This is a genomic window from Marinobacter sp. BW6 (assembly GCF_008107725.1).
In the GTDB taxonomy this organism is placed as follows: domain Bacteria; phylum Pseudomonadota; class Gammaproteobacteria; order Pseudomonadales; family Oleiphilaceae; genus Marinobacter.
Genome location: NZ_VIRN01000064.1, coordinates 615,820 through 642,262, shown reverse-complemented (window position 1 = coordinate 642,262; position 26,443 = coordinate 615,820). Strand labels below are relative to the sequence as shown.

The following is a 26,443-nucleotide window of genomic DNA, read 5'->3' as shown; positions in this document are numbered from 1 at the left end:
AGCACCTGACGGAAGCGCAGGCTTCCGTCCACAATGCAGATCAGATTTCAGGAAACCGCACCATGACACCCGAGCAATTCGCCGAGCTCGCAGACGCCGGCTTTAACCGCATCCCTGTGTACCGCGAGGTTCTCGCCGACCTCGATACGCCTCTGAGCACCTATCTCAAACTCGCCAGCGGGCCCTACTCCTATCTGTTCGAGTCCGTCCAGGGCGGCGAGAAATGGGGCCGTTATTCGATCATCGGTCTGCCCAGCCACGAGGTGCTGAAGGTCTTTGACCACCGAGTGGAAATCAGCCGCGGCGGCGAGATTGTCGAAACCGAGGAAGTGGACGATCCGCTGGCCTTTGTCGAGGCCTACCAGAAACGCTTCCATGCACCGGACCTCGACGAGCTGCCACGATTCAATGGCGGCCTGGTGGGCTACTTCGGCTACGACACCGTGCGCTATATCGAGAAACGTCTACGCAAGAGCTGCCCGCCTGATCGCATCGGTACGCCGGACATCCTGTTGATGGTGTCCAACGAGATCGTGGTATTCGACAACCTGCGGGGCAAGCTGCATCTGATTGTCCATGCCGATCCGGCCATTGAGGGCGCCTTCGAAAAGGCACAGAGCCGCATTGACGAGCTGGAGAACCATCTGCACCGGCAAACCGCTGACGCGCCCCGGACCCCCGAACACCTTCGTGGCAAGGCCGTGGACGAAAGCGACTTCATCTCCGGCTTTACCCAGGACAAATTCGAAGCCGCGGTGGACAAGATCAAGGGCTACGTGCTGGATGGCGATGTCATGCAGACAGTGATCTCACAGCGCATGTCGATTCCCTTCGAGGCGCCACCGCTGAATCTGTATCGGTCGCTTAGGGTGCTGAATCCGTCCCCTTACATGTATTTCCTGGATCTGGGTGATTTCCACATCGTGGGCTCCTCCCCGGAAATCCTGGCCCGGGTTGAAGACGAGGAAGTGACGGTTCGGCCGATCGCCGGCACCCGCAAGCGCGGCGCCACCGATGCCGAGGACAAGGCGCTGGAAACAGAGCTGCTGGCCGACCCGAAAGAGATCGCCGAGCATCTGATGCTGATCGATCTGGGCCGTAACGATGCCGGCCGGGTGTCGGAAACCGGCACGGTCCGGCTGACCGACAAGATGATCGTGGAGCGCTACTCCCACGTGATGCACATTGTCTCCAACGTAACCGGCCGGCTGAAAGACAACACCAGCTGCCTGGACGTGCTGCGCGCCACCCTGCCCGCCGGCACCCTCAGCGGTGCGCCCAAGATCCGGGCCATGGAGATTATCGACGAACTGGAGCCGGTCAAGCGTGGGGTCTACGGCGGCGCCGTGGGCTATCTGTCGTTCAACGGCAACATGGATACCGCCATTGCCATCCGTACCGCCGTGATCAAGGACAACACCCTGCACATCCAGGCCGGCGCAGGCGTGGTGGCCGATTCGGTGCCCCGCCTCGAGTGGAAGGAAACCATGAACAAGGGCCGCGCCATTTTCCGGGCGGTGGCCATGACCTACAACGATTTCGACCACTGAGGCGGAGGAACAGATTATGTTGCTGATGATCGATAACTACGATTCCTTCACCTACAACGTGGTGCAGTATCTGGCCGAACTGGGTGCCGACGTGCAGGTGCACCGCAACGATGAAATTACCATCGAACAGATTGAAGCCCTGAACCCGGAACGGCTGGTGATTTCCCCCGGCCCCTGCACCCCGAACGAGGCTGGCATCTCCATGGACGCCATCCGGCACTTCGCCGGCAAGCTTCCGATACTGGGCATCTGCCTGGGCCACCAGGCCATCGGCCAGGTCTACGGCGGTGACGTCATCCGCGCCGGCCGGGTCATGCACGGCAAGGTGTCCCCGGTATTCCACAAAGACACGGGCGTGTTCCGGGGACTGAGCAACCCGCTGCAGGCGACCCGCTACCACAGCCTGGTGATCGACAAGGCCACCCTGCCCGACTGCCTGGAAGTGACCGCCTGGACCCGCAACGACGACGGTTCCATCGAGGAAATCATGGGGGTTCGCCACAAGACGCTGCCCATCGAGGGCGTGCAGTTCCATCCGGAGTCTATTATGACGGAACAGGGCCACGAGCTGCTGCGCAACTTTCTGAGAACACAATAAGAGGCCGACACATGGACATGAAAGAAGCTCTCAACCGCATTGCCTCCAACCTGGACCTGTCCCGGGAGGAAATGAAGGACGTGATGCGCATCGTCATGAACGGCGAGGCCACGGACGCCCAGATCGGCGCGTTTCTCATGGGGTTGCGTCTGAAAAGTGAAACCATCGATGAAATTACCGGCGCCACCGAGGTGATGCGCGAGCTGGCCACCAAGGTGACGGTCAAGGCCGAGCCACTGGTGGACATCGTCGGCACGGGCGGCGATGGCGCCAATCTGTTCAACGTCTCTTCAGCTGCCTCGTTTGTTGTAGCGGCTGCCGGCGGCTTTGTTGCCAAGCATGGTAACCGGGCGGTGTCGTCCAAGAGTGGTAGTGCCGACCTGCTGGAAAAGCTGGGGATCAACCTGAGCATGAAACCGGAAGAAGTGGCCCGCTGTGTCGAGGAAATCGGTGTCGGCTTCATGTTTGCCCCGGCCCATCACGGCGCCATGAAACACGCCATTGGCCCCCGCAAGGAACTGGGCTGCCGGACCATTTTCAACATCCTGGGCCCGATGACCAACCCGGCGGGCGTTAAACGCCAACTGGTGGGCGTGTTCAACCGGGAGCTGTGCCGCCCGATGGCGGAGGTGCTGCATCGCCTTGGGGCCGAGCACATCATGGTCGTTTGCTCCAAAGACGGCCTGGATGAGATCAGTCTGGCGAGCGCCACCCACGTGGCGGAACTGAAAGACGGCAAGGTCACCGAATACGACATCACCCCGGAGGATCTTGGCATCAAGAGCCAGGCTCTGGTGGGCCTGACCGTGGACACCGCCGACGACTCACTGAATCTCATCAAAGCAGCTTTCGGTCGTGGTCACGACGAAATGGCCGAGAAAGCCCGGGACCTGATTGCCCTCAATGCCGGCGCAGCGATCTATGTCGCTGGTTTGGCCAAGACGCCGAAAGAAGGTGTGGATATGGCCCTCGACGCCATGGGCTCTGGTCTAGCTGCCGGCAAGATGTCAGAGCTGGCTGATTTTTCCCAGTGTTTTTGAGCCTTTCAAAACGAAGGCAATAACCAAGCTCGACGGGTCGGTGGCGGGGACCTTTCCAAAACTGTCGTCAGCCATAGATGGCTGACGCCAAGCCCTACAGGGACGTATTCACGGGCGTGTTTTGGAAAGGTCCCCGCCACCGGCCCAATCACCTGATTTGCAGGCCGCTAATGACTGAACGACATTTGGACAAGACGCCGACGATTCTTCGAAAGATTGTTGATCGGAAGTGGGAAGAGATCGACGAGCGGAAACCGAGGGTTTCCATTGCAGACCTGAAAGCCATGGCTGGGGATCAACCTGCAGCCAGAGGCTTTGCCGACGCTCTGCGCAGCCGAATTGAACAGCGGGCTCCCGCTGTCATCGCAGAAATCAAAAAAGCTTCACCAAGCAAGGGCATTCTTCGGGATCCGTTCGAACCAGCAGTGATTGCCGAGAGCTACGAGAAAGGCGGCGCCGCTTGTCTGTCGGTACTCACCGACCGCGACTTCTTCCAGGGCCACGAAGACTATCTTGTCGCTGCCCGCAATGCCTGCAGTCTGCCGGTGATCCGCAAGGACTTTATGGTCGCGCCCTATCAGGTCTACGAAAGCCGGGCCATCGGCGCCGACTGCATCCTCCTGATTGCTGCGTGCCTGACCAAAGACCAGATGCAGGAACTGGAAGGTATTGCCCATGAGATCGGGCTGGATGTGTTGGTCGAAGTGCACGATGGAGAGGAACTGGACGATGCGCTGACGCTGACGACTCCTCTGGTTGGCATCAATAACCGCAATCTGCATACCTTCGATGTGTCGCTGGACACCAGCTTCGATCTGCACGAGTGGATTTCAAAGGATCGGCTGACCATTACCGAAAGCGGCATCATGACCAGAAATGATGTGGACGCCATGACCAGCCGTGGGATTTACGGCTTCCTGGTGGGCGAATCGTTCATGCGGGCGGAAGAGCCTGGTTCGAAACTAAGGGAATTGTTTTTCCCGGCAGGCTGACTCTCTTACCACCATCAGGCCTCAGGCTCAGCCAATGCCTCTTGCAGAAGCTCGAGCAGATGCGCCGGCATGCCTTCGGCCAGCTTTAGTGCCGCCCCGTGTCCCCGGGGCGACATCTTGCCCCAGGTCCGGCGGACGATGCGTAGCCACTTCTCCCGGTCGTAGTCCGCTTTTTCCTCGTAGAATTCCGCGAAATATCGTTCCAGGAACACCATACAGGCAACGTCTTCCAGCAGCTGGGTGTCTTCATCCTGCCTCAGCTGCCGCTTCGTCAGGATGGTCTCCACCCGCTCGCACTCCTCGGGCGGATAGCCACAGCCAGCCATGATTTCCGCAGCCCGACTGCCGTGCATCCGGCCACAGGCCTGGCGCCACTGGTAATAGGCTTTACGACCTTCCGGATAGCCCTTCCGCGGCATGGTCCAGCGCTCGATGTGCTGGGCCCGGCAGGCGATCTGCATGCGTTCGGAAGGGTCGGATTCAAGCTCGAACAGCCAGCGGGTCATATGCAGGCTGTAAGCGTATTCCTTCGGCAGACGTTCGTTGCCAAAAGACTCCTGATTGGGATCGGCCTGATTCGCTGTGTCGATCGCCGCCAGCGCACACTGGAGTCTTGAATCCGTTGTGGTCATTAAGGTCTCTCTTCCAGTTTTGGGGTAGCCTGGGCCTCATACCTGGGCAGAGGGGCGTTCCTTGATGCGGTCATACCAAGCCTGCAGGTTGGCCTGCTCCGGCTTGATCCGAATACCCACCACCCGGGCAAACGCCACCGTCGTGAAGGCATTGATATCGGCGGCGGTGAACCGGTCGCAGCAGATGTATTCTTTTCCGTCGAGCTGCTTGTCGAGAAAGTGCATGAACTTCTCCACGCTCTTGCCACACTCTTCGCCCCATTCCTTGATCGGGTTCATCCGGTCCTTGAAATAGCCGGTGGTGTGCTGGAAACACATACCAGTGGGCATAAAGAAGAACAGCTCGATCCAGCGCAGCCATTGTTCAAGCTGCGCCTTTTCCAGCGGGGTATCGCCCAGCAGGCTCGGCGTATCCGGGTAGCTTTCTTCGAAATAGCGGCAAATTGCCATGGTCTCGGCGATGGCGGTGCCATCATCCAGCTCCATCACCGGCACTTTCTTCATCGGATTACGGGCGACAAATTCCGGGGTCAGGTTTTCGCCCTTCTGCAGGTCGATTTCGATGAATTCGGCCTTGTCCAGCAGGCCCTTCTCGGCCATAAACATACGGACGCGACGGGGGTTGGGGGCGGTTTTGGTTTCGAAGATTTTCATTATTATCAGCTCCGTTCCTTATCAATGCCGGCTTTGGCGTTTGAAAACGAGAAGACTGACCGGAAAGAAGAGTTGCGTCAAGCAACCGGCGTTACCGGGGCAGCCAGTTGCGGATCTGCTGGATAATCCACTCCGGATCGTCGAGGGGAAGGTCATGGCCCGCATCCGGGTGCAGTTTCATGGTCCATTGCCAGCGATCCTCGAACGCGGCACTGCAGCGCCAGTGAACAATACGGTCGCCCCGGCTGGCCAGCAACAGGGCGTCTGACATCGGGCGTTTTTTACCGGGCTTGTAGCGGGCCGCTGCCGTCAACTGGTTGATGGCATTCCGGGAATTGACCGGGCGTTGCCGCTGAATGCTGTACCACTGCTTGGCCAGTGACAAGGGAACCTCACGATTGGAGGTGAGCCGAAGAATGTCGCGCTCGCGATCGAACAGCTCTCGGCGCCCCAATAGTCGCAGCACCCTGGGCCAGGCCCCGGGACGCATGCGTTGCCAGGGCGGGCTGAAGCCGGAACTGGTGTTGATCAGAACCAGATTCTGAATCTGGCCCTCGGGGGCATGCTGGGCCCAGTCCAAAGCCACCATGCCGCCCATCGAGAGTGCCAGGATGCTGAAGGGACCGGGTATATGGCTGACTTGCCTGGAAACCTTCTCCCGGATAGCCGCCACGGTTGACGGGCTGCTTTCCCGATAGTGCACACCTGTGCCAGGCAGGTCCACCGTGTGGAACTGGTGATCCGGAAAAACCTCCCGCAGCTGAGACGAAAAGCTTCCCCAGTGCGCGTGTTCCCGCGTGAGCCCCCGCAACAGAATCCAGTGCATACAAACGTTCCGATTGATGAATGCCCAGACCCACTGAATCGCTAGTGAGAATCGCGATACCAGTGCATGATCGCGGCTTCCCTCAGCATGGACTCCTCTTCCCGAACCGGCAACCAGTTTTCGTGGCTGGCCGCGGCGTTAACCAGGAAGTCCATCCAGGCCAGATGGCTGCGCAAAACCCGCTTGTGACGATGAGGCACCAGGGGATTGAAAAAACCATCCAGCCTCAGTAGCTGACGCGGGCGTTTTCGGATCCATCGCCAGGAACCCATCTCCAGGGTGAGAGGCAGGAAAACACCGGTGTTTTCACGATTGACCTGTTTGTAGAAGTAGTCCCACAGATCTCCGTGAGTGAGATAATGACGGGACTGAGGTTCGAAACGATAATCATGGTTGGGATAAGCCTGCTCCCAGATCAGCTTCAACGCCATGACCGAAGCGATTCGACGCATGGGTCGGCGCCGGTAGGCATAGGGAAACCAGATCTGATCCTGCATACCGAAACCGGAGTGGCAGTCCAGCGCTACACTAAACGGCCGCCCCGACAGCAGCTCCTTTATCACCGCTTCCAGGGCCTGGTTTTCGGGTTCCATACCCTGCTCAGGGTCTCCGGTGTACCAGGGCAAGCGAGGAGAGAACCGCTGCCCGCCAAGCAGGAACGCGCTTCGGTCCTGAGCAGTGATGGGCGCATTACGCATCAGATCCACGCCATTGGGATTACTGCGCTGATTCAGGTACATGCCGCCCGGATTGAGAATAGGCAACAGGGTAATCCGCACTTTCTGCAACAACCCCGCCAGATGTTCGTCCCAGGTCACTCTGGCGAGCAGCGACTTCAGCCAGGCCATCACCACCTGGCTGCCAATGCGCTCAAGCCCGTGCACACCACCAACAAGCAGTACCGCCGGCACATCCGGTCGGGATGAGCCAATATCAACCCGGTAGATAGGCAGTGAGAGATCCTTTATCGCGACCCGCTCAATTACTTGCGTGGTTATGAGTTCCGGCGCCTCTGCCAGCAGGCGTTCAAGACCGACCATCTCAGGCAGAAAGGTACGCAACAACCGGCGCTGCCGGCCGTCGCGACTGGCCTGCTCAACGGTAATCGATGTGTGCAGTGTCAGATCACGAAGCTCTGTCATGGCTTTTTCCGGCTTCCAAAACCGGGAGTTTAGCCCGCCATTGCTGCATTTTTTTGACAGTGAACTCCCTAAAAATATGTTCTTTTTGGTGACAGTTTTTGTTAACACCCTTGTAACTTGTTTATGGATGGTTATCCTATTAGCTACGTACTAACCGAGACGTCCCCGTTTTGCTGTATCACATTCGTGATCTGAACATCGCTTTCTACCCGATCTCTTTCGATCGCGACCCCGTAGTACCCGCTAAATTCGCCAAGCAACATAAACCCTAAAAAGGAGACGCGACTATGCGAAAGCTTACGTCTGCAGCATTGCTTTGTGCACTTTCAGCTCCCGGCCTGGCTCAGGCTGAGTGTGGAGAAGTTTCCATTACGGAAATGAACTGGGCATCCAACACCGTCGTTACCAACGTGGCCACCTTCATCATGGAACAGGGTTACGGCTGTGACGTCACCATTGTTCCTTCCGATACCGTCCCGGCGGTAACCTCGGTTGCCGAGAACGGTGAACCCGACATTGTTACCGAGCTATGGCTCAACTCCGCGGGCGAAGCCTATCTGCGTCTGGAAGAACAGGGCAAGGTGGAGCGGCTCGGCAAGGTTCTGGATCCGGGCGGCGTTGAAGGCTGGTGGATTCCCACATACCTCGCGGAAGAGCATCCGGAACTGAAGACCATAGAGGGCATCATGGCCAATCCTGAGCTCGTTGGCGGCCGTTTCAACAACTGTCCGGACGGCTGGGGTTGCCGCGTTGTCAGTGACAACCTGGTTCGCGCACTGGATCTGGAAGAGTCCGGCATTGACGTCTTCAACCACGGCTCTGGTGAAACGCTGGCATCTTCCATGGCTTCTGCTGTCCAGAACGAAGAGCCCTGGTTCGGCTACTACTGGGGTCCGACTGTTCCCCTCGGCAAGTACGACATGACCCGGGTTGACCTCGGCGAGATCAAGCCAGACGTGCACCAGAAAAACCAAACGCAGGACATCGACAACCCGGGCGTATCGGACTTCCCGGCGGCGACGGTTCTGACGTCCATAACCACCAGCTTTAAAGAGCGCGAGCCGGAAGTGGCCGAGATGCTCAGCAAGCTGACGTTCAAAACCGAGACCATGAGCGCAATACTTGCCTGGATGGATTCCAACAACGCTTCGGGCGAGGAAGCTGCGGTTTACTACCTCAGCAACAACAGTGACGAGTGGTCAACCTGGCTGAACGACTCTGCGAAAGAGCGGCTGGCCAAGATTCTTAACTGATTGACCTGCCCCTCCCGGGGCATCCTTGGGGATGTCCCGGGCCGTTTCCCGAAAACCGTTCTGATTTCAGACGTGCGCAGGAGAGACTGACCGCCCATGGCAACCTACGATTCCCTATTTTCTTCGTTAGGCCTTGAACAGTGGTGCTCGGAGGGTAAAAGTACCGGCCCCATGTCAATGGCTGACTTGCTGAACAAGACCAAGGGAGAGAGCGCCGAACCGGCCTCGATATGGGAACTCCCCTTCCCATCCATGGACGCCCTGAACGAATCCTGCGCCGCTTTTCCCCAGTCCCGGGAACTGACCAAGGGCCTGGAACAGGGATTTCTGGCAATAAAGGACAGTCTCAGCCTGGTTCTCGATCCGTTAACCCAACCGCTCAGCTGGTTTTTGGATGGGGCACTTTACGCCATGCTGAACACGCCCTGGTGGATCGTGATTCCACTGTTATTGGCGGTTGTTTACCTTGTCACCAAATCCTGGAAATTGATGCTGTTTGTTGGCGGCAGTATCGTGCTGCTGGCGTTCATCGACCATTATGATTACGCCATGCAAACCCTGGCGATCATATTCGTCTGCGCCTTCCTCTGTGTGTTGCTCGGTGTACCCATAGGCATCGCCATGGCCCGCAGCAATTCGTTGCAACGAATGATCATACCGGTTCTGGACATGCTCCAGACCCTGCCACCCTTTGTGTACCTGATCCCGCTTATCTTCCTGTTCAGTGTCACCGAGTCAAAGCTCTATGGTATCGCCATCATCCTCTACGCTATTGTTCCGGTCATCCGGCTGACCAACCTGGGTATCCGACTGGTGGACAAGGACGTAATCGAGGCTGCAGACGCCTTCGGCATGACACCCCGACAGAAACTCTACAAGGTGCAGATTCCACTGGCGCTGCCCAACATCATGGCCGGGGTCAACCAGACCATCATGATGAGTCTTGCCATGGTCGTGATTGCATCCCTGGTGTCCGCACCCGGGCTTGGCGTTCTGGTCCTCCGGGGTATCCGTAATCTGGAACTCGGTGTTGGCCTGGTATCTGGCCTTGGCATCGTAATCCTGGCGGTTATTCTCGACCGGGTTACCAAGGCGTCCCTGGCGCGCATCAACGTGTCTCAGAAGCAGTGAGGAAAGCCACCATGGCGAAAAACATCAAGATTTCGATCCGAAACCTGTACAAGATCTTCGGCCCGACCCCGGATGTTGCCCTGGAACATGTCCGCAAAGGCATGGGCAAAGCCGATCTGCTGGAACAGCAGAGACACGTCCTCGGTCTCAGGGATATCAACGTGGACATGAAAGATGGCGAAATCACCGTCATCATGGGGCTCTCGGGCTCCGGGAAATCCACTCTGATCCGGCACCTCAACCGACTGATCGACCCCACCGCCGGGGAGATCCGCGTCGACGACGAAGACATCATGAACTATACCGGGGAGCAGCTGCGCAAGCTGCGCCGGGAGCGCATGTCGATGGTGTTCCAGAAGTTCGCCCTCCTGCCTCACAAGACGGTTCTGGAAAACGCCGGCATGGCCAAGGATATCCGCGGCTACACCACAGCAGACTTTGAGGCCGATGCCCGCAAATGGCTCGCGCGGGTGGGCCTGGAAGGGAACGAATATCAGTATCCCCACCAGCTGTCCGGCGGCATGCAGCAGCGTGTGGGCATTGCCCGGGCACTGGTATCCGATGCGCCAATCATGCTGATGGATGAGGCGTTCTCGGCCCTCGACCCCCTGATACGTTCAGATATGCAGGACCTTCTGCTTGAGCTTCAGGAAGAACTGCAGAAGACCATCGTGTTCATCACCCACGATCTGGATGAAGCACTGAAACTGGCGGATCATCTGGTCATTTTGAAAGACGGTGAGGTGGTCCAGCAGGGGGATCCCCAGGAGATTCTGCTCAACCCCGGAGATCCGTATATTGTCGACTTCATCAGTGATATCAACCGGGCCCGGGTTCTCAGGGTTCGGTCTGTCATGAGTCAACCGGACGACGGTGACACGGACTTTGCCGGCGATATCGCCGAGAACGACAACCTGGAGTCGGTACTTTTAAAGTCAGAGGGCGACATGGCCCTGAATTTCCGCGTGGTAAGGGACGGCGAGCACATTGGCACACTGCATATGAAGGACCTGGCCCGTGCACTGGTGCCAACGGCAGCGTCCGCTGAAAGGAATAAAAACGCGGCGTAGTTCACTCCCGGACATTACAAACGCATTGCCAGGGTCTATGCTTTAGGTGCAGCCGTCGTTCGCGGCATACCGGTTTTATCACCATGGCAAAGACCCTGGCCTTCTTCCTGGCACTTTTTCTCGCCGGCTGTTCGCAGCCGGAAGACCCGCCAGACCTGGTTCCTGAAACAGTCGCCAAGGCAGCAGAACCCGCCCCGACACCGGCCCCGATTCAACCTCGTCAGAGTATCGTCGTTGCCGCAGACCCCTGGTGCCCGCACAACTGTGACGCAGGCTCCGAGCAGGAAGGCTATATGATCGACATCGCCAGGGAAGCCTTTGGCCTGGCTGGAATTGATCTGGAGTATGTCAACATGAGCTGGGCAAGAGCGCTACAGCAGGCCCGAGACGGCCATGTAGACGCGGTTGTCGGCGCACTGCCCGGCGATGCTCCGGATTTCGTGTTTCCCGATGCCGCCATTGGTTACTCCACCATTGCGCTCTACACCCACCCGGATAACAACTGGCAATATACTGGCATCGAATCGCTTGAAACGCTCACTCTGCTGGCGATAAACGGCTACGCCTACTCTCCGGATCTGGACGACTATATCGTCCGTTACCAGAACAGTCCCGAGCGGGTCTGGATTCTGTCCGGCCCCGCGCCTTTGAGCAGGGCTATTGAACTACTGGAACAGAGGCGCTCCGATGTGTTCCCGGAAGACCGCTATGTCATGGAAAGGCAACTGAAGCTGGACCGCAGCGAGACCTTGAAAATGGCCGCGGTGATACATGAGTCACCTCTTTATATTGCTTTTTCACCTGTTGGCAAGGACTCTCCCGAACTCGCAGCGCTCCTGTCAGAAGGAGCAAAAGCCCTGCAGCGTTCAGGGCGGGTAGCGGAAATACTGGCCCTTTACGGACTTCCATGGTCGGACTGAAAAGCCCGTATCGTCCCGCCGTTGGCTGTCGACAGAAGCAGCTCGCCGTGTTGGCCGATACGCACTGACGTCACCTGATCCAGCAGGGTGAGGAACCGATCCTCCTGATTCATCAGCGCGGGCGCGCAGGCCATCCGGGTTGATGCCAATGGCCCGATGGCAATGCCTTCGCCCCTGAGCTGATAGCTGCCGGTGTATCGGTTGCACGAAGCCCGACCGGCGATCCGGTTACCTTCAAGAAACTCAATGGTGATCCGCGAACGGTCAATGATGCCTGTGCCCGCAAGATCTTCAACAACCCAGACCGCTCCCTGAAAGAGGCGTTCGCGCTCGCCGCCACAGCCGGTGAATTCATCACTACCGACCACCAGGCGCACCTGCGCCGGGTATTGAGCTCCGGACATGCTGTCTTGACAGAGCTGTCTGGCCACCGTGAGCCTGATGGGCAGATCATCCAGGGTGGCCGCAAATTCCCGGCCGTGCCGGTTGGCTACTTTCAGTTCAACCGGAACACGGCGGGTCCTCTCTTCCTCGTAGGGGCGCGTTAACAACAGTTCGCCTCCCTCAATCGTCGCGTGCCAGAAAGGCTCATTGCCCCGCGCCTCAAACGGCATTTCCAGATCCCCGGCCTGCAAACATTCCGGATACGTTTGCCCCTGTATTGTCAGGGTCGCTTTTTCACCCTTACTCCAGAAGCGGGTCTGGTCATTGCCGGGGGCAACATACAATGCCCCCGAGGCGCTTACGTCGGGTTTAAGCAGAACCCTCCGATCCAGATAATCAACACTGATCAGATCACTGTCGTCACTACCGGATACGGCTATATCGAGCTGCCCGCACGCATAGCTGCCGGAAAACGGCTGGCTGGTTTCGGGTAGTGAGGAGCAGGCAGAGATGGCAAGGCCCGCCGCAGTGACGACGGACAACATCAAAACTCGTCGTGAGTACATGGTCAGTTCCCTTTAGGCATGTTTTCGGTCTTAAGTTTAAAACCCAACGACTGATGAGGCCACCGTGAGTATTCGACGAGGCTTCTTATACCGCCTCACCGGCAGTATGCTAGAACTCTGATTCAAGGAGATGACCTATATGGCGCTGAAACTTTACCAATTTGCCATTTCGCACTACTGCGAGAAGATCCGTTGGGCTCTGGACTACAAAGGGCTCAACTATGAAACGGTGAACCTGCTGCCCGGACAGCATGTAAAAACCATCCGGAAGCTGACCGGCGAGGCATCTTCGGTTCCAGTGCTGGAACACGATGGCCAGGTGGTTCAGGGATCAGCCGCCATCCTGGATTATCTGGATCAGACCTTCCCAGAGCATTCCCTGACACCAGCGGACCCGGAAATTCGCGAACAAGCTCTGGCCTGGGAGCGTCGGCTCGACGAGGAAGCGGGCCCGGCTATTCGCTGCTACTCCTACCACCACTTTCTGAAACGCCCCAAAATCGTGGTGCCGATGCTGGCTGCTGGTACGCCGTTCTATAACCGGATACTGCTTAGCCTGGCTTTCAGCCGGGTTGATGAAGTGATGCGCCAATGGATGAAAATCAACGAGAAAACGTCTGAAACGTCTCGGCAAGTGATGGAGGAATTACTCACCGAGCTTGCCGCTATATACGCTGAACGCCCTTTCCTGGCTGGCGACCAGTTCACCCGTGCTGACCTGACCGCGGCCGCTCTGTTTGCCCCCATGTTCCAGCCAGCACAGTACCCAGTGCCCTGGCCAAAATCTGCCCGGATTCCCAAAGACATCAAAAATTGGCTGCACCAATGGCAACCGCAGATCCGGACTCTGGAAAAGATCTACGGTGATAACCGTCAGCCAAACTGAGGCAACCGTGGCGGAATTCGTTAGCCAATCTGGCGTGAACCGACAGTCCGTTCCCCGGGTTACGTGCCAGAATAAGCGAACAGGATCAGGAAACCGGCAGGAACTCGATGGTTTTAACCGACATGATGCTGGCCGTACTGGAAGAAAGCGGTCTGCTTGCCCTCTGGAAGGTGGCGTCTCCCTGGCTGGCGCTGGATGAACGCCAACTGATTTTTGTGGTCGCCACCCCCATCTTCGTGGCCGTTACCCTGTGGGAGTATCTGAAGATTCGCCACGATCCGCAGCTAATGGATACCCGTGAAGCGTTCAGAAACTTTGCCCTTGGCGCCGGTTACCAGGTTACCGAGCTGCTCTTCGCCGGACTGATTGCGTTTCCTGTCTACGCCCTTTGCTATCACTATCGGCTATTTGACCTGGAGCTGAACGGGCTCACAGTCCTGCTGACCTTCCTGGGCGTGGATTTCTGTTTCTACTGGATGCACCGGGCCAGTCACAGGGTACGCTGGTTCTGGGCAGCCCATGTGGTACATCATTCCTCCGAGCGCATGAACTTCTCCACCGCCATGCGCCAGAACGCCACTAACATCTTCAACGGAATGTGGGTCTTCTACCTGCCTCTGGCAATGCTCGGCCTCAACCCCGTGTGGATCGGTGTCGCCTATGCCCTGTCACTGGTATACCAGTTCTTCATTCACACCACCCTGATCGGAAAGCTTCCCGGCTGGATTGAGCAGGTTTTCAACACCCCGAGTCACCACCGGGTTCATCATGGCCGCAATCCCGGCTACATCGACCGCAATTACGGCGGCACGCTGATTCTTTGGGATCGCCTGTTCGGCACATTCGTGGACGAAGACGCGCAACGACCGCCTGAATATGGCATCACCCGGCCAGTCCAATCCAATAACCTGATTGTGCTCTGGACACACGAATACGTGGACCTGTTCCGCGACATGGCCCAGCCCGGCAGATTATTGTCTCGCCTCACCCATTTGTGGAAACCGCCGGAGTGGCAACGCCCGGCAACGGAGAAAAATAACAAGGAACCGGGCCGTGACAATGAACGAACTTCCCCTGACCCTCGACGCACCTGATGGCCACCGGATAACCGGAACAATCTTCACTTCTGCCAACCCTGTCGCCATTCTCGTGATCAGTCACGGAATGGCAGAACACGGTGACCGTTACAGATCGCTGGCTCAATGGCTCAGCGAGAGCGGCATGGCTGTTGTCACCTTTCATCATCGTGGCCACGGGCCTCACTGCCCTTGGGAAAAGCGCGGGCACTATGCGGACCGGGACGGATGGGCCAACGTGATCGACGACCTGCACCAGGTGGTTGAATTCAGCCGCTCCAGGTTCGCTGGCCTGCCCCTGCACCTGCTGGGCCACAGCATGGGATCCTTTATTGCCCAGAGTTACGCACAGGAATACGGCGACACTCTGGACTCCCTGATTCTCAGTGCGACCAATCGCATTAGCCGGCGTCAGCTACTGGCATCCCGGGGTATGATCGGTCTGATCCGCCTGGTCTTCGGCAAGCAGCATCGAAGTCGGCTGGTGGCCCGAATGACCTTCGAGCAGTTCAACCGCACATTCAGCCCTAACCGGACTGGCTCGGACTGGCTGAGCCGCGACCATGCACAGGTGGACCAGTACGTCTCGGATCCGTTCTGCGGATTCGACTGCACTGTCGGCCTCTGGTGGGATTTTATCGGTGGCATGTTGAGTATTTCTCCCTCTACCTGGCGTAAAGACCTGCCCGTTCACCTGTTCTCGGGTACAGCCGACGCGGTGGGCGAAATGGGGCGGGGCGTCCGCCAGCACTTTCAGGCAATCCGGGAGGCGGGTCTGGATAAAGTCACTCTGCGATTGTTCGATGGCGGCCGACATGAGATGCTCAACGAAACCAATCGGGAAGAAGTCTGGGGTTATCTTCGGGCTATGTGCCTGACATCGGATTCGCCGTTGCAGGCAGGTTACCGGGAAGAGTCAACACAGACTCATGCCATCATTGATTGAACCTGTAAGGACACTGAATGGGTTACCTTCGAGCTCGTCACCTGCTCCGGGCCCTGGTATTACTTCTGGCTAGTGCCGGCATGACGGATGCCGTCGCAGGCGACGTCAGCATCGGCATTGCCGCCAACTTCACTGACGCAGCACGTGAGCTGGCCAAACAGTTTGAAGCCGAAACCGGCCACACAGTGTCCGCAAGCTTCGGTTCTACCGGCAAGCTCTACGCCCAAATCAGGAACGGAGCACCTTTCGACGTATTCATGGCGGCCGATGAGCGCAGGCCGGCGCTCATCGAAGCAGAGCAGGCAGGCGTGCCCACCACCCGATTCACCTATGCCAGGGGCAAACTGGCGCTCTGGAGCCCGGCATCAAACGTCTTCGACGATGCCGAGCGCTACCTGGCACAACAGTCCTTCGCCAGGCTCGCCATTGCCAACCCGAAAACCGCGCCCTATGGGCTCGCGGCAAAACAGGTACTTGAACGACTGGACCACTGGCAGACCCTTCAGGGCAAACTGGTTCGCGGCGATTCCATAGCACAGACATTCCAGTTCGTTGCCAGTCGTAACGCCCAGGCCGGCTTTTTGGCCCTGTCTCAGGTAAAATCCTGGACGGGAGAGGAAGGCACCCTCTGGCATGTGCCCGAGGCTTATTACCAGCCCATCGACCAACAGGTCATCCTGCTGAATCGTGGTGCCGACAATCAGGCGGCCGTGGCCTGGATCAACTTCCTCAAATCAGACACCGCCATAGCCATCATTCGGGATTATGGCTACGACACTGACAACTGATGTTTGAAACCTACTGGGACCCGGTCTGGCTGACACTCAGGCTGGCCGCGACAACGACTCTGCTCTTGCTGATTATTGGCACCCCGATCGCCTGGTGGCTGGCCCGCACCCGTCACTGGCTTCGGCAGCCAATTGCTGCGGTCATTGCCCTGCCACTCGTCCTTCCGCCAACCGTGCTCGGTTTCTATCTGTTGCTGGTCATGGGGCCGGAAGGATGGGTTGGACAGATGACCCAATCACTGGGTATCGGGCTACTGCCCTTCACGTTTGAGGGTCTGGTGGTGGCATCGGTCATCTATTCCCTGCCATTTACCGTTCAACCCCTGCAAAACGCCTTTGAAGGCATCGGCGACGGCTTCATGGAAGTTGCCTCAACGCTTCGTGCCGCACCCTGGGACCGGTTCCTGTTTGTTGCGGTCCCACTGGCCCGCAACGGTTTTCTGACTGCGTCGGTACTGACTTTCGCCCATACCATCGGTGAGTTCGGGGTGATCCTGATGATCGGCGGCAACATCCCGGGCGAAACCAAGGTGTTATCGGTGGCCATTTACGATCATGTGGAAGCTCTGGAATACACCCAGGCTCATTGGCTTTCCGCCGGTATGGTCGTGTTTTCCTTCGTGGTTCTGGTGACCCTCTACGCACTGAACGGCAAAGCCCGTTCAGGAGCCATAAGATGACCGCCAGCGATACCATCTGCGCCCGCTTCCAGTGCTCGTTTCCCGGCTTCAGCCTCGACGTCGACCTGAACCTTCCCGGCACCGGCATCACCGCCCTGTTCGGGCGCTCGGGCTGCGGCAAAACCACGCTACTAAGGTGCATGGCTGGCCTCCAAAGCGCCCCGGGTACCATGACCGTTCTGGGCGAACCATGGCAGACCGAGTCGTTCATCCGGCCCGTGCACAAGCGGCCCTTGGCCTATGTATTCCAGGAGACCCACCTTTTCCCTCACCTTAACGTGCGGAAAAATCTGGATTTCGGGTATCAACGGATTTCCCCTGCCGACCGACAGATCGGTTTCGACGATGCCGTTCGCTGGCTCGGTCTGGAATCACACCTGGACCGCATGCCCGCAGGCCTTTCTGGCGGTGAACGCCAGCGAGTCGCAATTGCCAGGGCCCTGCTGACCAGTCCCCGACTGCTGCTGATGGATGAACCCTTGTCCGCCCTGGACTTCAACAGCAAGCAGGAAATCCTGCCCTATCTGGAACGGCTGCACGACACCCTGGCCATTCCGATTATCTATGTGTCCCATTCAACCGCAGAAGTTGCCCGGTTGGCTGACCACATAGTGATGATGGAAGAAGGCCGTGTGGTCGGGCAGGGACCATTGCAGGAAACCCTGGCCAACACAGACAATCCTTTTCGCGTCCAGGACGACGCCGGTGCCTTGCTGGAAGGCCAGATTATCGATCTCGACGACTACTGGCATCTGGCGCTGTTCCGGTTTGATGGCGGCAAGCTCTGGCTGCGACATGACCGACGGGTGAAACCGGGAGACCGGGTTCGGGTACGGGTTCTGGCCCGGGATGTCAGCCTGGCCCTGTCCGAAAACGCCGACCAGAGCATCCAGAACCTGGTGCCGGCAGTCATTGACCAGATTGATCCCGATGTGGCTCCTGGCATCAGTCTGGTGCGGCTTCTGGCCGGACCGACGCCAGTCCTGTCGAGGCTGACTAGCCGAGCAGTCGCCCAGCTCGGCCTTGAGCCGGGCATAAGCGTATGGATGCAGATAAAATCAGCTGCCCTGGTCGCGTGAGACCTTTGGTGCTGCAAGTCGTTCTACTCGGGCCACAAAACGCAAAAGGCCGCTGATTTCAGCGGCCTTATCGTCACAGGACGGGATCGATTGTGAAGGTCAGCGGGTGCCGTAGACCACCATGGTCTTGCCCTTGACCCGGACCAGCCCCTGGTCCTCCAGGGTCTTCAGAACCCGACCAACCATCTCCCGGGAGCAGCCAACGATACGGCCGATTTCCTGCCGGGTAATCTTGATCTGCATGCCGTCCGGGTGCGTCATGGCATCCGGTTCCTTGCAAAGATCCAGTAGCGTACGGGCAACACGACCGGTGACATCCAGGAACGCCAGGTCACCTACCTTACGGGTTGTCTGCCGCAGTCGGGACGCCATCTGCTCGCCGATGAAGTAGAGCACCCTGGGGTCCTGCTGGGCAATCTCCCGGAACTTGGTGTAACTGATTTCCGCCACTTCACACTCAGTCTTGGCCTTCACCCAGGCGCTGCGGGAATCCATGTTGTCAAAAAGCCCCATCTCACCGAAGAAATCACCGGCGTTCAGGTAGGCCATGATCATCTCGCGACCATCATCGTCTTCGATGATAACGGTCACAGAGCCCTTGACGATGTAGAACAGGGAATCGCTCTTGTCCCCGGCATAGATGATTGTGCTCTTGGCTGGGTAACGGCGTCGATGGCACTGCGAAAGGAAATAGTCGAGATGCTTGGTTTTCTGCTCAACCGGCTTGACGATAGTGGCCATAATGCGAGTCGTGCCTCCTCAGATACTGGCGGGTCCCAATGTTTGTTATGCACCCGGCTTTCCGTGCGGGTTCGTTCTTTTTTATTGCAAAACTCCGCAACTTATAACAAGAAGGTCTGTTGCGGGCAACCGGAAAGAGTATACAACATGTATCCGCAATCAGCCTGCCCGGCAACGCCGGTTGTGCTAGCATCCAGCCTCATATCATCGCTATCGGGGCTACAAATGCCCTGACCCCAGATAATCACAAGGGAGAAGCACCATGAAAGCAACCGTAGACTGGACCGGCAACGCCAGTTTCAAGGCCACCAGCGGCAGTGGCCATAGCGTACAGCTTGATGGCCCGCCAGACCACGGTGGCGAGAACCTTGGCCCGCGCCCGATGGAAATGCTGCTGATGGGACTGGGCGGCTGCTCCGCTTTTGATGTCATGAGCATCCTGAAGAAAAGCCGCCAGAACGTAACCGCCTGCCACGCGGAGCTTGAGGCAGAGCGGGCCGACGCGGTACCCGCGGTGTTTACTCGGATCAACCTGCATTTTGTAGTATCGGGAAATGGTCTCAAGGAAAACCTGGTCAAGCGGGCGGTGAGCCTGTCAGCAGAAAAGTATTGCTCGGCGTCCATCATGCTCGAAAAAGCGGGCGTTGAAATCAGCCACAGTTATGAAATTCACGAGGCCGAGCAGGTCGCCGATTAACAGTCCGGATAAACCGCTTCAGGACCTCTTGTGCGCCGAATCTCCAGGGTCCGATGCAGCGGAAATCACGAATGCTAAAATGTCATTGCGAATACTATTCAACGTCACTTGCGGTGTGCATAATACGCACCCTCTCCGCCGGTCTGCGCAAAAGGTGAACAACCCGGTCAGTAGTCGGTGGCGGCCTCGGCAGAGCGCAGCAATGCAGCTCTGCAGTCATTCATCTCCACGATCCGGAGGGGCTGAGCATGGAATCAAAACTCCAGCTGCATGGTTTCAATAACCTGACCAAATCTCTGAGCTTTAACATCTACGACATCTGTTATGCGCAGACCGAAGAACAACGCAAGGCCTACATTGACTACATCGATGAGATGTACAACGCCGAGCGTCTGACCCAGATTCTGACCGACGTCGTCAAAATTATCGGCGCTAACGTTCTGAACATTGCACGCCAGGATTACGAGCCCCACGGCGCCTCGGTTACCATGCTGATTGCCGAGCATGAGCTCACCAATGGTGAAGAACCAGACAACGAAGAATCCCCGGGGCCGCTGCCGGACACCATCGTGGCACACCTGGACAAGAGTCACGTCACCGTGCACACCTATCCGGAGAGCCATCCCCATGATGGCGTGAGCACCTTCCGGGCAGACATCGACGTCTCCACCTGTGGTCTGATTTCACCGCTGAAAGTGCTGAACTACCTGATCCACAGCTTTGATTCCGATGTAGTGACCGTGGATTACCGGGTTCGCGGATTTACCCGCGATGTGGACGGCACCAAGCACTACATTGATCACGACATCAACTCGATCCAGAACTATCTGACCGAGGATACCCAGAATGCGTATCAGATGATCGACGTGAATGTGTACCAAGAAAATCTGTTCCACACCAAGATGATGCTAAAGAACTTCAACCTCGATAACTATGTGTTCGGGGTTAACGCAGGTGAACTTGATCCTGCCGAAGCGCAGTCCATCGAGGACCGTCTGCGCCGGGAAATGCTGGAGATTTTCTACTCCCGCAACGTGGAGTAATCGCCTCCGGTGGTGCCCTGAGACGGGTGCCACCGGTCCTTCAGTTTTTTTGATGTCTCCCGCCAGATTTCTGCGTTTTCTTCTCTCCGCCTATCCCGTTTTAATAAAGCCAAGAGCCAACGATAGGAGGACACCATGACCCTGCGCTCCCTGAAACAGATTATTCCAGCACTGGAAACCTCCGACGGAGCCGGCGTGCGCATCAAGCGTTCCATCGGCCAGCAGCAGAACATTCGCCTGGATCCGTTCCTGATGCTCGACGAGTTCGGTTCAGCCGAGGCGGCCGACTATATCGCCGGTTTTCCGTCGCACCCTCACCGGGGCTTCGAAACCGTGACTTATATGATTGAGGGGCACATGCTTCACGAGGACCATCTCGGGAATCGGGGTGACCTGCGCAACGGCGGTGTGCAGTGGATGACCGCCGGCCGAGGCATCATTCATTCGGAAATGCCCCAGCAGGAAGAAGGCGTGATGCGCGGCTTTCAGCTCTGGCTAAACCTGCCGGCGGCAGAAAAAATGACCGAAGCCGGCTACCGGGACATACAGCCGGAAGATATCCCCGAGATCAGCCTCGAAGGCGGCAAGGTGAAACTGATCGCCGGTTCTGTGGAGATCGATGGCCTGCACCGTGAGGGCGCCGTGGCGGGTGGCAGTACCCAGCCGATCTACGCTGACATCCACATGACACCCGGGGGAAGTCTTACCTTACCGGTCCCGGAAGGTCACAATGCCATGCTGTACCTGTACGAGGGCACCGCCAACCTGGGTGAGAGCTCTCTGCAGCGCAGCGCTGCCAATATTCTGACTGACCAGGGCGACCAGACTGCCCTCAGTGCCGGAGAATCCGGGGCGCGCCTGCTGCTGATTGCCGGCAAACCTATTGGTGAACCGGTGGTTCAGTACGGTCCGTTCGTCATGAACACCCGGGAAGAGATTGAGCAGACACTCCGGGATTACCGGGATGGCCGACTGACCGCCTGACCACTCAGGCAAACGGCTTTCTTGCCATCAGCCGCTGCACCATGGGTCTGACGATAAGGTCCATGGCCAGCGGCATTTTTGTGCCCGGGATCACCAGAGTATCGTGCCGCGACAGACTGCTGCCGGCAATCACCTGCAGCAGATAGGGAAAGTCCACTTCCGACTGGTCCCGGAACCGGATCACCAGCATGCTCTCGTCCTCAGTGGGGACATCCCGAACGACAAAGGGATTGGAGGTGTCCACCAGGGGAATACGCTGGAAATTGATGTGGGTATGGGAAAACTGGGGCACGATATCGTGAACATAGTCATCCATGCGGTTTATGATGGTTTCCACCACCGCTTCCTGACTGTAGCCCCGCTTATGGGTGTCCCGGTGGATCTTCTGGATCCATTCGAGGTTCACAATCGGCACCACACCGATGAGCAGGTCCACGTACTGGGCAATATTACAGGTCTCGCTGACCACACCGCCATGCAGCCCCTCGTAGAACAGCAGATCGGTATCGGCAGGTAAGGACCCCCACGGAGTGAAGGTTCCAGGTTTGTGCCCTGCCTCCACCAGTTTACGATCCTCATCGTGAACATATTGCCGGTACCGGCCATTACCCGTGTGACCGTAATCGTAGAAAAGCGCTTCCAGCTTGTCGATATGGTTGGCAGCGAGCGCAAAATGGTTGCGCTCACCGAACTGGCCTTTGGCCGCCAGCCTTGCCATCTGTTCGCGGTTGTATCGGTGGAAGCTGTCACCGCTGACCATGGCGGCATTCAGCCCCTCACTGGCGAACATCCGACTGAAAATCTGGCCGGTGGTAGTGGTTCCTGCGCCGGAAGAACCGGTAACCGCGATAATGGGATGGCGTTTCGACATGGGAGCAGAGTGCCGGAATCAGACGAGGCTGTCGAGCAGACGGGGTTTCTCCACCACGAAGCCCTGGGCGTAGTCGACACCCAGTTGCCGGAGCATGTCCAGGACATCCCGGGACTCAACCTGGGAAGCAATCACTTCCCGGTTCATGTAATGCGCCATATCCACCATGGAGCGGACCATCGCACGGTCGGTTTCGCTGGTCGTCAACTGGCCGGTAAAGGCGCTGTCGATCTTGATCAGGTCCACCGGTAACGAGCGCATGAACTCGAAGGAGCTGGGGCCACTGCCAAAGTTGCCCAGACAGAACCGACAGCCAAGCTCTTTCATCTCGACGATGAAATCCGCCACCGACTGAACGTCGTTGATCGCTGAGGCTTCAGTAAGCTCAAACCACAGTCTCTCAATGGGCGCATCCTTCTCACTCAGCTTCTCGTAGATGAACTCCAGCAGCGATTGATCGTTCATGGAGTAGCCCGACAGGTTGATGCAGACACCACCGAAATGCCGCGGGTCAGGCGCCTGCTCCCTGAGCCAGTCCAACATGTGGCCGACCACCCAGCGATCCACTGCCTGCATACGGTCATAGCGCTCGGCCATGCGGACAAAATCCCGACCGGTAATGAGGTTGCCATCGTCATCGTACATGCTGATCAGAACCTCATACTGGGCCGCCATGGAGGCCTTGGCGTGCAAAGGTATGATCTTCTGGCAACGCAGCAACATGCGTTCTTCATTCAGATCGCTGAGGCTGGCAACCTTGGCGGCAATCTGTTCCTGGCGAGCCTGATCCTCGGCACCCAACGCATACTCGGAAACTTTTCCATGGCCCTGCTGCCGGGACGCCGCCAGTGCCTGCTCAGAAGCCCGTAACCAGCGTTCGGCACTGACCAGTGCCGGTAATGTGGGGACGACGCCGGCACTGGCCGAAAGACGATAATCCCGGCCACCAAAACTGAACTCGGCGGCCTCCACGGCCCTGACAAGATCCTTTGCCGCATCGCTGGCGCTCTCGGAGGGGACCAGCATGGCAAATTCATTGCCTGCCAGTCTGGCCACGGGCATACCGTCACCGACGTGGCTGCGCAAGATATCCGCAACCCGCTTGAGGGTCTCATCGCCAGCCTGGTAGCCGGCGGTATCGTTCAACAGGCGGAAACGACGAAGATCCAGACGCACCAGGGAGCGCTCGTCTTCCTGGCGTGCCAGCTGCTGATCCAGCATACGTTCGAATTCGCGCCGCCCAAGAAGGCCGGTGAGTTCATCATGGGTGGAGGCCCAGGACAGCTGGTCGTAAACCTTGCGGACCATCCGATCGATACTCTCATCCACCAGGGGCCGCTCATACTGGCCGTCAGGAACGATGATGCCTTTGCGCATGTGCCGGGCCAGGGCCTCAAGCTCCAGTTCCACTACCCGCATGCCCTGGTGATTCACAAAGACAAAACGGCTGAAGCCACGGGCCACCCAGACCAAACGGATATATTGGGGCTCATCCGGTTTTTCCTGGTCCCGGAGCCAGTCACCGGTGCGCAGCTGCTGGGCCCGATTTATCCAGCGCTGAAGGCTCCTCTGTTCCCGGTCCGAAAGCTTCTTGGTATCCGGTTGTTCCGGCTTTGCCGGCGGCACTTCGACCAGCTCAGAGCTTTTTTCCGGGCTGCGAACCAGGAACTGCTTGAGCTCGTCCCGAATCTGCGAAGAGGGCATGTGGTTGCTGGAAATGGAACCGAGGCCATCCTGAATGACTCGCAGCAATTCCGGCAGGTTGATAGAACTATTGGGGTCGTCCGCGAAAGACAGCAAGGAATCAATCACCGCCAGGTAATCCTGCCAGAGCTGACTGTCCGGCCCCTGCCGGATCCAGGTCAGAGAGAGCAGATCCCGCCAGCCACCATCCAGCAGGCTGAGCACCGCCTTAGGTACCTTCCGCCCACCCAGTTTCTGGTCCAGCACATCGGCAACCGCCTGTTTCGATTCGGCTACCTTCTGGGCACCTTCCGCTGCGGCTGTAACGCGCTCGACGTTCCTGCGATACACAAGATTCTGGCGATCGATCAGGGAGTCCAGCTCCTGCACCGTCTGCTCAAAGACCCCGGTGTCCTGCTCGAAATCTGTGGTAATCCGCTGGACCAGCTCATCAACCCGACGCTGAACCACCGGGTTAATCCGGCCCCCCTTGACACCCAATTGCGCCAGCCGGTTCATCACACCCCGAACCGGGCTGTCCTGATCCTCAAAGAACGCGGGGTCCCTCATCACAACTTTCAGAACGGGCACTTCCAGTTGCCGCATACGCTGCTGTGCATACTCACTGAGCTTCGGGCTTTCCACCACGGACTTGAAAAACCGGTCGACCACATCAACGGTTTCCTGTTGCTCTTCATCGAGCCGGTTATCACCGCTTGCCTTTACCTTTTCTACCACCCGCTCCTTCAACGGCGCCAGCTCTTCGACGGCGTCAACAGGCTGTGCCTGCAACTGCTGGAGCTCTCGCTGGAACTCCCCGGAGGACAGTGGCCTGGCGTTGGGCTGAAACGGCAGAGGTTCCGGGTTGCCACGCGCCACGCGGCTCGCGCTGAGCGTATTGAGCAGATTGCGTACGGTTGCGAATGCAGTCTGGGCGGCCTGGGCATAGCCCCGAAACTCGCCGCCCAACATCCCGGGCTTCCTGCGCGCCTGAGCCGTTTTGGCAGCTTCGTCACCCGCCTTCGGTTTCGACTTCGGCGTCGGCTCCGCAGCAGCTTCCTCTGCAGCGGATTCTGGCTGAATCGGCGCCTCCTTTTGCTCCGGTTTTGCCCCGGCCTGCTCGCTCAGATATTTACTGAGATCCAGGTCTGGCAGAACGCCATGGCGGATCAGAATATCGTTGAGTTCCTTATAAAGGGGGCCCAACTGCTGCAAAACCGTCTGCTCGAAAACCCGCAAGCAGATCTTTTCTACCTCTCGGGACGCCTTGAGCTGATTGATTCCATTATGAAACGCTTCGCAGACAAGAGATGGCCCGAGGGGATTGTGGTGCCCCGTGGCATTGGCGATTCCGAGCTTGTCCAACCGAAGCTTGAGCTGCAGCAGGTCACCCCGATACTGGGTATCGGCCTTGGTCACCATCACCCGTATTGTCAGCCAGTCCTCGAATTCGCCCTTGTCGACCACCGACAGCTCGGATCCGGGAAATCCCTTGGGGGCAGGTTTTAATGGCGATTCGAGGCTTCGCGCCATCTGGTGCCAAATGACCCGTTGCCGGGCCTGGATCTGGCCCGAGGCATCCATGTATTCATTCGCCTGCTGGTCGTTTGAGGCTTTCTGGGCCGCCAGCTTCAAACCTTCCACCATCTGCACGAGACAGTCACTCATCAACGGCTCGATGAACCGAATCACCGCCTTGGCAGACTGGTGAAGGACAAACTGGACCTTGTCACTGGGGGCACGGAGAGAGGACCGATCCTGTCGCCGAGAGCCACCGCATTGCTGAAGCATGGCATCAACCGCTTCAGGGTTCGGACGGCTGAAGTTGACCCCCATGGCGCCATCAATACGCCGGACAATGGCGACATGAAGTTCATGGCGGCGGGCACCATCCAGACCCCGGAAACGTAACACCAGCTCCGGCGGCGTGCCAGAGGCAAACGCCCGGTCCAGCTTCTTCGAGGTTTCACTCGAATAGCGAACAAACAGGCCCTCCGCACAGAAATCGGCAATCTGGCACGGCCAGGCCTCACCGGTTCCCAGATCAATCTGAGCGGCAAGTTTGATAGGTTGGCGGGGGCTGCTACGACGTTCTCTCGGATCCATGAACTACCTGATTTCTCGCAAAGCCGGGACAGTCACCGAACACACTGTCCGATACCGACTCACGTCCCTGAAACGATGGCGGATGCCACCGGCTGCTACTATAGA

25 protein-coding genes are annotated in these 26,443 nt (G+C 58.0%); 17 read left to right on the top strand and 8 right to left on the bottom strand.

Annotated elements, in window-relative coordinates; translation table 11 throughout:
* The first annotated feature begins 62 nt into the window (after positions 1–62).
* The 4 genes from trpE to trpC all read left to right on the top strand — a co-directional run bounded on the left by trpE (position 63) and on the right by trpC (position 4,180).
* Positions 63–1,550 (top strand): anthranilate synthase component I, encoded by a 1,488-nt coding sequence (gene trpE, locus FMN52_RS11475; protein ID WP_148608743.1) that lies wholly within the window; start codon positions 63–65, stop codon positions 1,548–1,550.
* Positions 1,551–1,566: 16 nt separating this feature from the next.
* A complete protein-coding gene (locus tag FMN52_RS11470) occupies positions 1,567–2,148 on the top strand; it encodes an aminodeoxychorismate/anthranilate synthase component II (RefSeq protein ID WP_148608742.1) in 582 nt (193 codons plus the stop codon).
* A gap of 11 nt (positions 2,149–2,159) precedes the next feature.
* Entirely contained in the window at positions 2,160–3,188 is a 1,029-nt protein-coding gene (gene trpD, locus FMN52_RS11465) for an anthranilate phosphoribosyltransferase (RefSeq protein WP_064229824.1), read from the top strand.
* Between the two features lie 170 nt (positions 3,189–3,358).
* Complete coding sequence (trpC, locus tag FMN52_RS11460) at positions 3,359–4,180, top strand: indole-3-glycerol phosphate synthase TrpC (protein WP_148608741.1); 822 nt, start codon at positions 3,359–3,361, stop codon at positions 4,178–4,180.
* A 14-nt stretch (positions 4,181–4,194) separates the two neighbouring features.
* Here the strand turns inward: trpC and FMN52_RS11455 are convergent, their stop codons facing one another.
* The 4 genes from FMN52_RS11455 to FMN52_RS11440 form a co-directional block, all read right to left on the bottom strand.
* Complete coding sequence (locus FMN52_RS11455) at positions 4,195–4,812, bottom strand: DUF4202 domain-containing protein (protein WP_148608740.1); 618 nt, start codon at positions 4,810–4,812, stop codon at positions 4,195–4,197.
* Positions 4,813–4,848: 36 nt separating this feature from the next.
* Positions 4,849–5,466: a glutathione S-transferase family protein gene (locus FMN52_RS11450; RefSeq protein ID WP_148608739.1), complete on the bottom strand. Its 618-nt coding sequence runs from the start codon at positions 5,464–5,466 to the stop codon at positions 4,849–4,851.
* A gap of 91 nt (positions 5,467–5,557) precedes the next feature.
* Positions 5,558–6,292, bottom strand: a complete 735-nt coding sequence (locus FMN52_RS11445) for an alpha/beta hydrolase (RefSeq protein ID WP_148608738.1) — start codon at positions 6,290–6,292, stop codon at positions 5,558–5,560.
* 41 nt (positions 6,293–6,333) lie between these two features.
* A complete protein-coding gene (locus FMN52_RS11440) occupies positions 6,334–7,434 on the bottom strand; it encodes a M14 family zinc carboxypeptidase (RefSeq protein WP_148608737.1) in 1,101 nt (366 codons plus the stop codon).
* Positions 7,435–7,721: 287 nt separating this feature from the next.
* On the opposite strand from FMN52_RS11440, the gene FMN52_RS11435 reads away from it, so the two are divergent.
* The 4 genes from FMN52_RS11435 (at position 7,722) to FMN52_RS11420 (ending at position 11,808) form a co-directional block, all read left to right on the top strand.
* A complete protein-coding gene (locus FMN52_RS11435) occupies positions 7,722–8,687 on the top strand; it encodes an ABC transporter substrate-binding protein (RefSeq protein ID WP_148608736.1) in 966 nt (321 codons plus the stop codon).
* A 96-nt stretch (positions 8,688–8,783) separates the two neighbouring features.
* The gene (locus FMN52_RS11430) at positions 8,784–9,818 is read left to right on the top strand and encodes an ABC transporter permease subunit (protein ID WP_148608735.1); all 1,035 of its coding nucleotides are present in this window, start codon (positions 8,784–8,786) and stop codon (positions 9,816–9,818) included.
* A gap of 11 nt (positions 9,819–9,829) precedes the next feature.
* Positions 9,830–10,888 carry a betaine/proline/choline family ABC transporter ATP-binding protein gene (locus FMN52_RS11425; protein WP_148608734.1) on the top strand — a complete coding sequence of 353 codons (1,059 nt, stop codon included), beginning with the start codon at positions 9,830–9,832 and terminating at the stop codon, positions 10,886–10,888.
* An 83-nt stretch (positions 10,889–10,971) separates the two neighbouring features.
* Positions 10,972–11,808, top strand: a complete 837-nt coding sequence (locus tag FMN52_RS11420; RefSeq protein ID WP_148608733.1) for a transporter substrate-binding domain-containing protein — start codon at positions 10,972–10,974, stop codon at positions 11,806–11,808.
* On the opposite strand, the gene FMN52_RS11415 is transcribed toward FMN52_RS11420, so the two are convergent.
* Positions 11,784–12,758 carry an META domain-containing protein gene (locus FMN52_RS11415; protein WP_240339467.1) on the bottom strand — a complete coding sequence of 325 codons (975 nt, stop codon included), beginning with the start codon at positions 12,756–12,758 and terminating at the stop codon, positions 11,784–11,786. The genes FMN52_RS11420 and FMN52_RS11415 overlap by 25 nt on opposite strands.
* Positions 12,759–12,897: 139 nt before the next feature.
* Here FMN52_RS11415 and FMN52_RS11410 point away from each other — a divergent pair, with 139 nt between their 5' ends.
* The 6 genes from FMN52_RS11410 (at position 12,898) to modC (ending at position 18,213) form a co-directional block, all read left to right on the top strand.
* Positions 12,898–13,644: a glutathione S-transferase family protein gene (locus FMN52_RS11410; RefSeq protein WP_148608732.1), complete on the top strand. Its 747-nt coding sequence runs from the start codon at positions 12,898–12,900 to the stop codon at positions 13,642–13,644.
* 107 nt (positions 13,645–13,751) lie between these two features.
* The gene (locus FMN52_RS11405; RefSeq protein WP_148608731.1) at positions 13,752–14,738 is read left to right on the top strand and encodes a sterol desaturase family protein; all 987 of its coding nucleotides are present in this window, start codon (positions 13,752–13,754) and stop codon (positions 14,736–14,738) included.
* Positions 14,704–15,666, top strand: coding sequence for an alpha/beta fold hydrolase (locus FMN52_RS11400; protein ID WP_148609737.1), 963 nt, complete (start codon positions 14,704–14,706; stop codon positions 15,664–15,666). Before FMN52_RS11405 ends, FMN52_RS11400 begins: the two co-directional genes overlap by 35 nt.
* Positions 15,667–15,746: 80 nt before the next feature.
* Complete coding sequence (gene modA, locus FMN52_RS11395) at positions 15,747–16,454, top strand: molybdate ABC transporter substrate-binding protein (protein WP_240339509.1); 708 nt, start codon at positions 15,747–15,749, stop codon at positions 16,452–16,454.
* On the top strand, positions 16,454–17,134 hold the full coding sequence (gene modB, locus FMN52_RS11390; RefSeq protein ID WP_148608729.1) for a molybdate ABC transporter permease subunit: 681 nt from the start codon (positions 16,454–16,456) through the stop codon (positions 17,132–17,134). The genes modA and modB overlap by 1 nt, the downstream gene beginning before the upstream one ends.
* The gene (modC, locus tag FMN52_RS11385; RefSeq protein ID WP_148608728.1) at positions 17,131–18,213 is read left to right on the top strand and encodes a molybdenum ABC transporter ATP-binding protein; all 1,083 of its coding nucleotides are present in this window, start codon (positions 17,131–17,133) and stop codon (positions 18,211–18,213) included. The genes modB and modC overlap by 4 nt, the downstream gene beginning before the upstream one ends.
* 99 nt (positions 18,214–18,312) lie before the next feature.
* Here the strand turns inward: modC and crp are convergent, their stop codons facing one another.
* A complete protein-coding gene (crp, locus tag FMN52_RS11380) occupies positions 18,313–18,954 on the bottom strand; it encodes a cAMP-activated global transcriptional regulator CRP (RefSeq protein WP_007153756.1) in 642 nt (213 codons plus the stop codon).
* A 262-nt stretch (positions 18,955–19,216) separates the two neighbouring features.
* Between crp and FMN52_RS11375 the strand changes: the two genes are divergently transcribed.
* From FMN52_RS11375 to FMN52_RS11365, 3 genes are all read left to right on the top strand, one after another.
* On the top strand, positions 19,217–19,651 hold the full coding sequence (locus FMN52_RS11375) for an OsmC family protein (RefSeq protein ID WP_148608727.1): 435 nt from the start codon (positions 19,217–19,219) through the stop codon (positions 19,649–19,651).
* Between the two features lie 248 nt (positions 19,652–19,899).
* A complete protein-coding gene (speD, locus tag FMN52_RS11370; protein ID WP_148608726.1) occupies positions 19,900–20,694 on the top strand; it encodes an adenosylmethionine decarboxylase in 795 nt (264 codons plus the stop codon).
* 135 nt (positions 20,695–20,829) lie between these two features.
* Complete coding sequence (locus FMN52_RS11365; RefSeq protein WP_148608725.1) at positions 20,830–21,678, top strand: pirin family protein; 849 nt, start codon at positions 20,830–20,832, stop codon at positions 21,676–21,678.
* A 4-nt stretch (positions 21,679–21,682) separates the two neighbouring features.
* On the opposite strand, the gene FMN52_RS11360 is transcribed toward FMN52_RS11365, so the two are convergent.
* Positions 21,683–22,549 (bottom strand): phosphoribulokinase, encoded by an 867-nt coding sequence (locus FMN52_RS11360; RefSeq protein ID WP_148608724.1) that lies wholly within the window; start codon positions 22,547–22,549, stop codon positions 21,683–21,685.
* Positions 22,550–22,567: 18 nt separating this feature from the next.
* Positions 22,568–26,338, bottom strand: a complete 3,771-nt coding sequence (locus FMN52_RS11355) for a DUF1631 family protein (protein WP_148608723.1) — start codon at positions 26,336–26,338, stop codon at positions 22,568–22,570.
* Positions 26,339–26,443 lie beyond the last annotated feature (105 nt).

What these genes read in the sequence shown, in the direction of transcription:
- modA (WP_240339509.1), top strand. Translation starts at nt 15,747, where the DNA reads ATGACGGATGCCGTCGCAGGCGACGTCAGCATCGGCATTGCCGCCAAC.
- FMN52_RS11355 (WP_148608723.1), bottom strand. Translation starts at nt 26,338, where the DNA reads ATGGATCCGAGAGAACGTCGTAGCAGCCCCCGCCAACCTATCAAACTT.
- FMN52_RS11375 (WP_148608727.1), top strand. Translation starts at nt 19,217, where the DNA reads ATGAAAGCAACCGTAGACTGGACCGGCAACGCCAGTTTCAAGGCCACC.
- FMN52_RS11435 (WP_148608736.1), top strand. Translation starts at nt 7,722, where the DNA reads ATGCGAAAGCTTACGTCTGCAGCATTGCTTTGTGCACTTTCAGCTCCC.
- FMN52_RS11450 (WP_148608739.1), bottom strand. Translation starts at nt 5,466, where the DNA reads ATGAAAATCTTCGAAACCAAAACCGCCCCCAACCCCCGTCGCGTCCGT.
- modC (WP_148608728.1), top strand. Translation starts at nt 17,131, where the DNA reads ATGACCGCCAGCGATACCATCTGCGCCCGCTTCCAGTGCTCGTTTCCC.
- FMN52_RS11430 (WP_148608735.1), top strand. Translation starts at nt 8,784, where the DNA reads ATGGCAACCTACGATTCCCTATTTTCTTCGTTAGGCCTTGAACAGTGG.
- FMN52_RS11415 (WP_240339467.1), bottom strand. Translation starts at nt 12,758, where the DNA reads ATGTACTCACGACGAGTTTTGATGTTGTCCGTCGTCACTGCGGCGGGC.
- FMN52_RS11400 (WP_148609737.1), top strand. Translation starts at nt 14,704, where the DNA reads ATGAACGAACTTCCCCTGACCCTCGACGCACCTGATGGCCACCGGATA.
- FMN52_RS11420 (WP_148608733.1), top strand. Translation starts at nt 10,972, where the DNA reads ATGGCAAAGACCCTGGCCTTCTTCCTGGCACTTTTTCTCGCCGGCTGT.
- FMN52_RS11410 (WP_148608732.1), top strand. Translation starts at nt 12,898, where the DNA reads ATGGCGCTGAAACTTTACCAATTTGCCATTTCGCACTACTGCGAGAAG.
- trpD (WP_064229824.1), top strand. Translation starts at nt 2,160, where the DNA reads ATGGACATGAAAGAAGCTCTCAACCGCATTGCCTCCAACCTGGACCTG.
- FMN52_RS11425 (WP_148608734.1), top strand. Translation starts at nt 9,830, where the DNA reads ATGGCGAAAAACATCAAGATTTCGATCCGAAACCTGTACAAGATCTTC.
- FMN52_RS11360 (WP_148608724.1), bottom strand. Translation starts at nt 22,549, where the DNA reads ATGTCGAAACGCCATCCCATTATCGCGGTTACCGGTTCTTCCGGCGCA.
- trpE (WP_148608743.1), top strand. Translation starts at nt 63, where the DNA reads ATGACACCCGAGCAATTCGCCGAGCTCGCAGACGCCGGCTTTAACCGC.
- speD (WP_148608726.1), top strand. Translation starts at nt 19,900, where the DNA reads ATGGAATCAAAACTCCAGCTGCATGGTTTCAATAACCTGACCAAATCT.
- modB (WP_148608729.1), top strand. Translation starts at nt 16,454, where the DNA reads ATGTTTGAAACCTACTGGGACCCGGTCTGGCTGACACTCAGGCTGGCC.
- FMN52_RS11455 (WP_148608740.1), bottom strand. Translation starts at nt 4,812, where the DNA reads ATGACCACAACGGATTCAAGACTCCAGTGTGCGCTGGCGGCGATCGAC.
- FMN52_RS11445 (WP_148608738.1), bottom strand. Translation starts at nt 6,292, where the DNA reads ATGCACTGGATTCTGTTGCGGGGGCTCACGCGGGAACACGCGCACTGG.
- FMN52_RS11440 (WP_148608737.1), bottom strand. Translation starts at nt 7,434, where the DNA reads ATGACAGAGCTTCGTGATCTGACACTGCACACATCGATTACCGTTGAG.
- trpC (WP_148608741.1), top strand. Translation starts at nt 3,359, where the DNA reads ATGACTGAACGACATTTGGACAAGACGCCGACGATTCTTCGAAAGATT.
- FMN52_RS11365 (WP_148608725.1), top strand. Translation starts at nt 20,830, where the DNA reads ATGACCCTGCGCTCCCTGAAACAGATTATTCCAGCACTGGAAACCTCC.
- FMN52_RS11470 (WP_148608742.1), top strand. Translation starts at nt 1,567, where the DNA reads ATGTTGCTGATGATCGATAACTACGATTCCTTCACCTACAACGTGGTG.
- FMN52_RS11405 (WP_148608731.1), top strand. Translation starts at nt 13,752, where the DNA reads ATGGTTTTAACCGACATGATGCTGGCCGTACTGGAAGAAAGCGGTCTG.
- crp (WP_007153756.1), bottom strand. Translation starts at nt 18,954, where the DNA reads ATGGCCACTATCGTCAAGCCGGTTGAGCAGAAAACCAAGCATCTCGAC.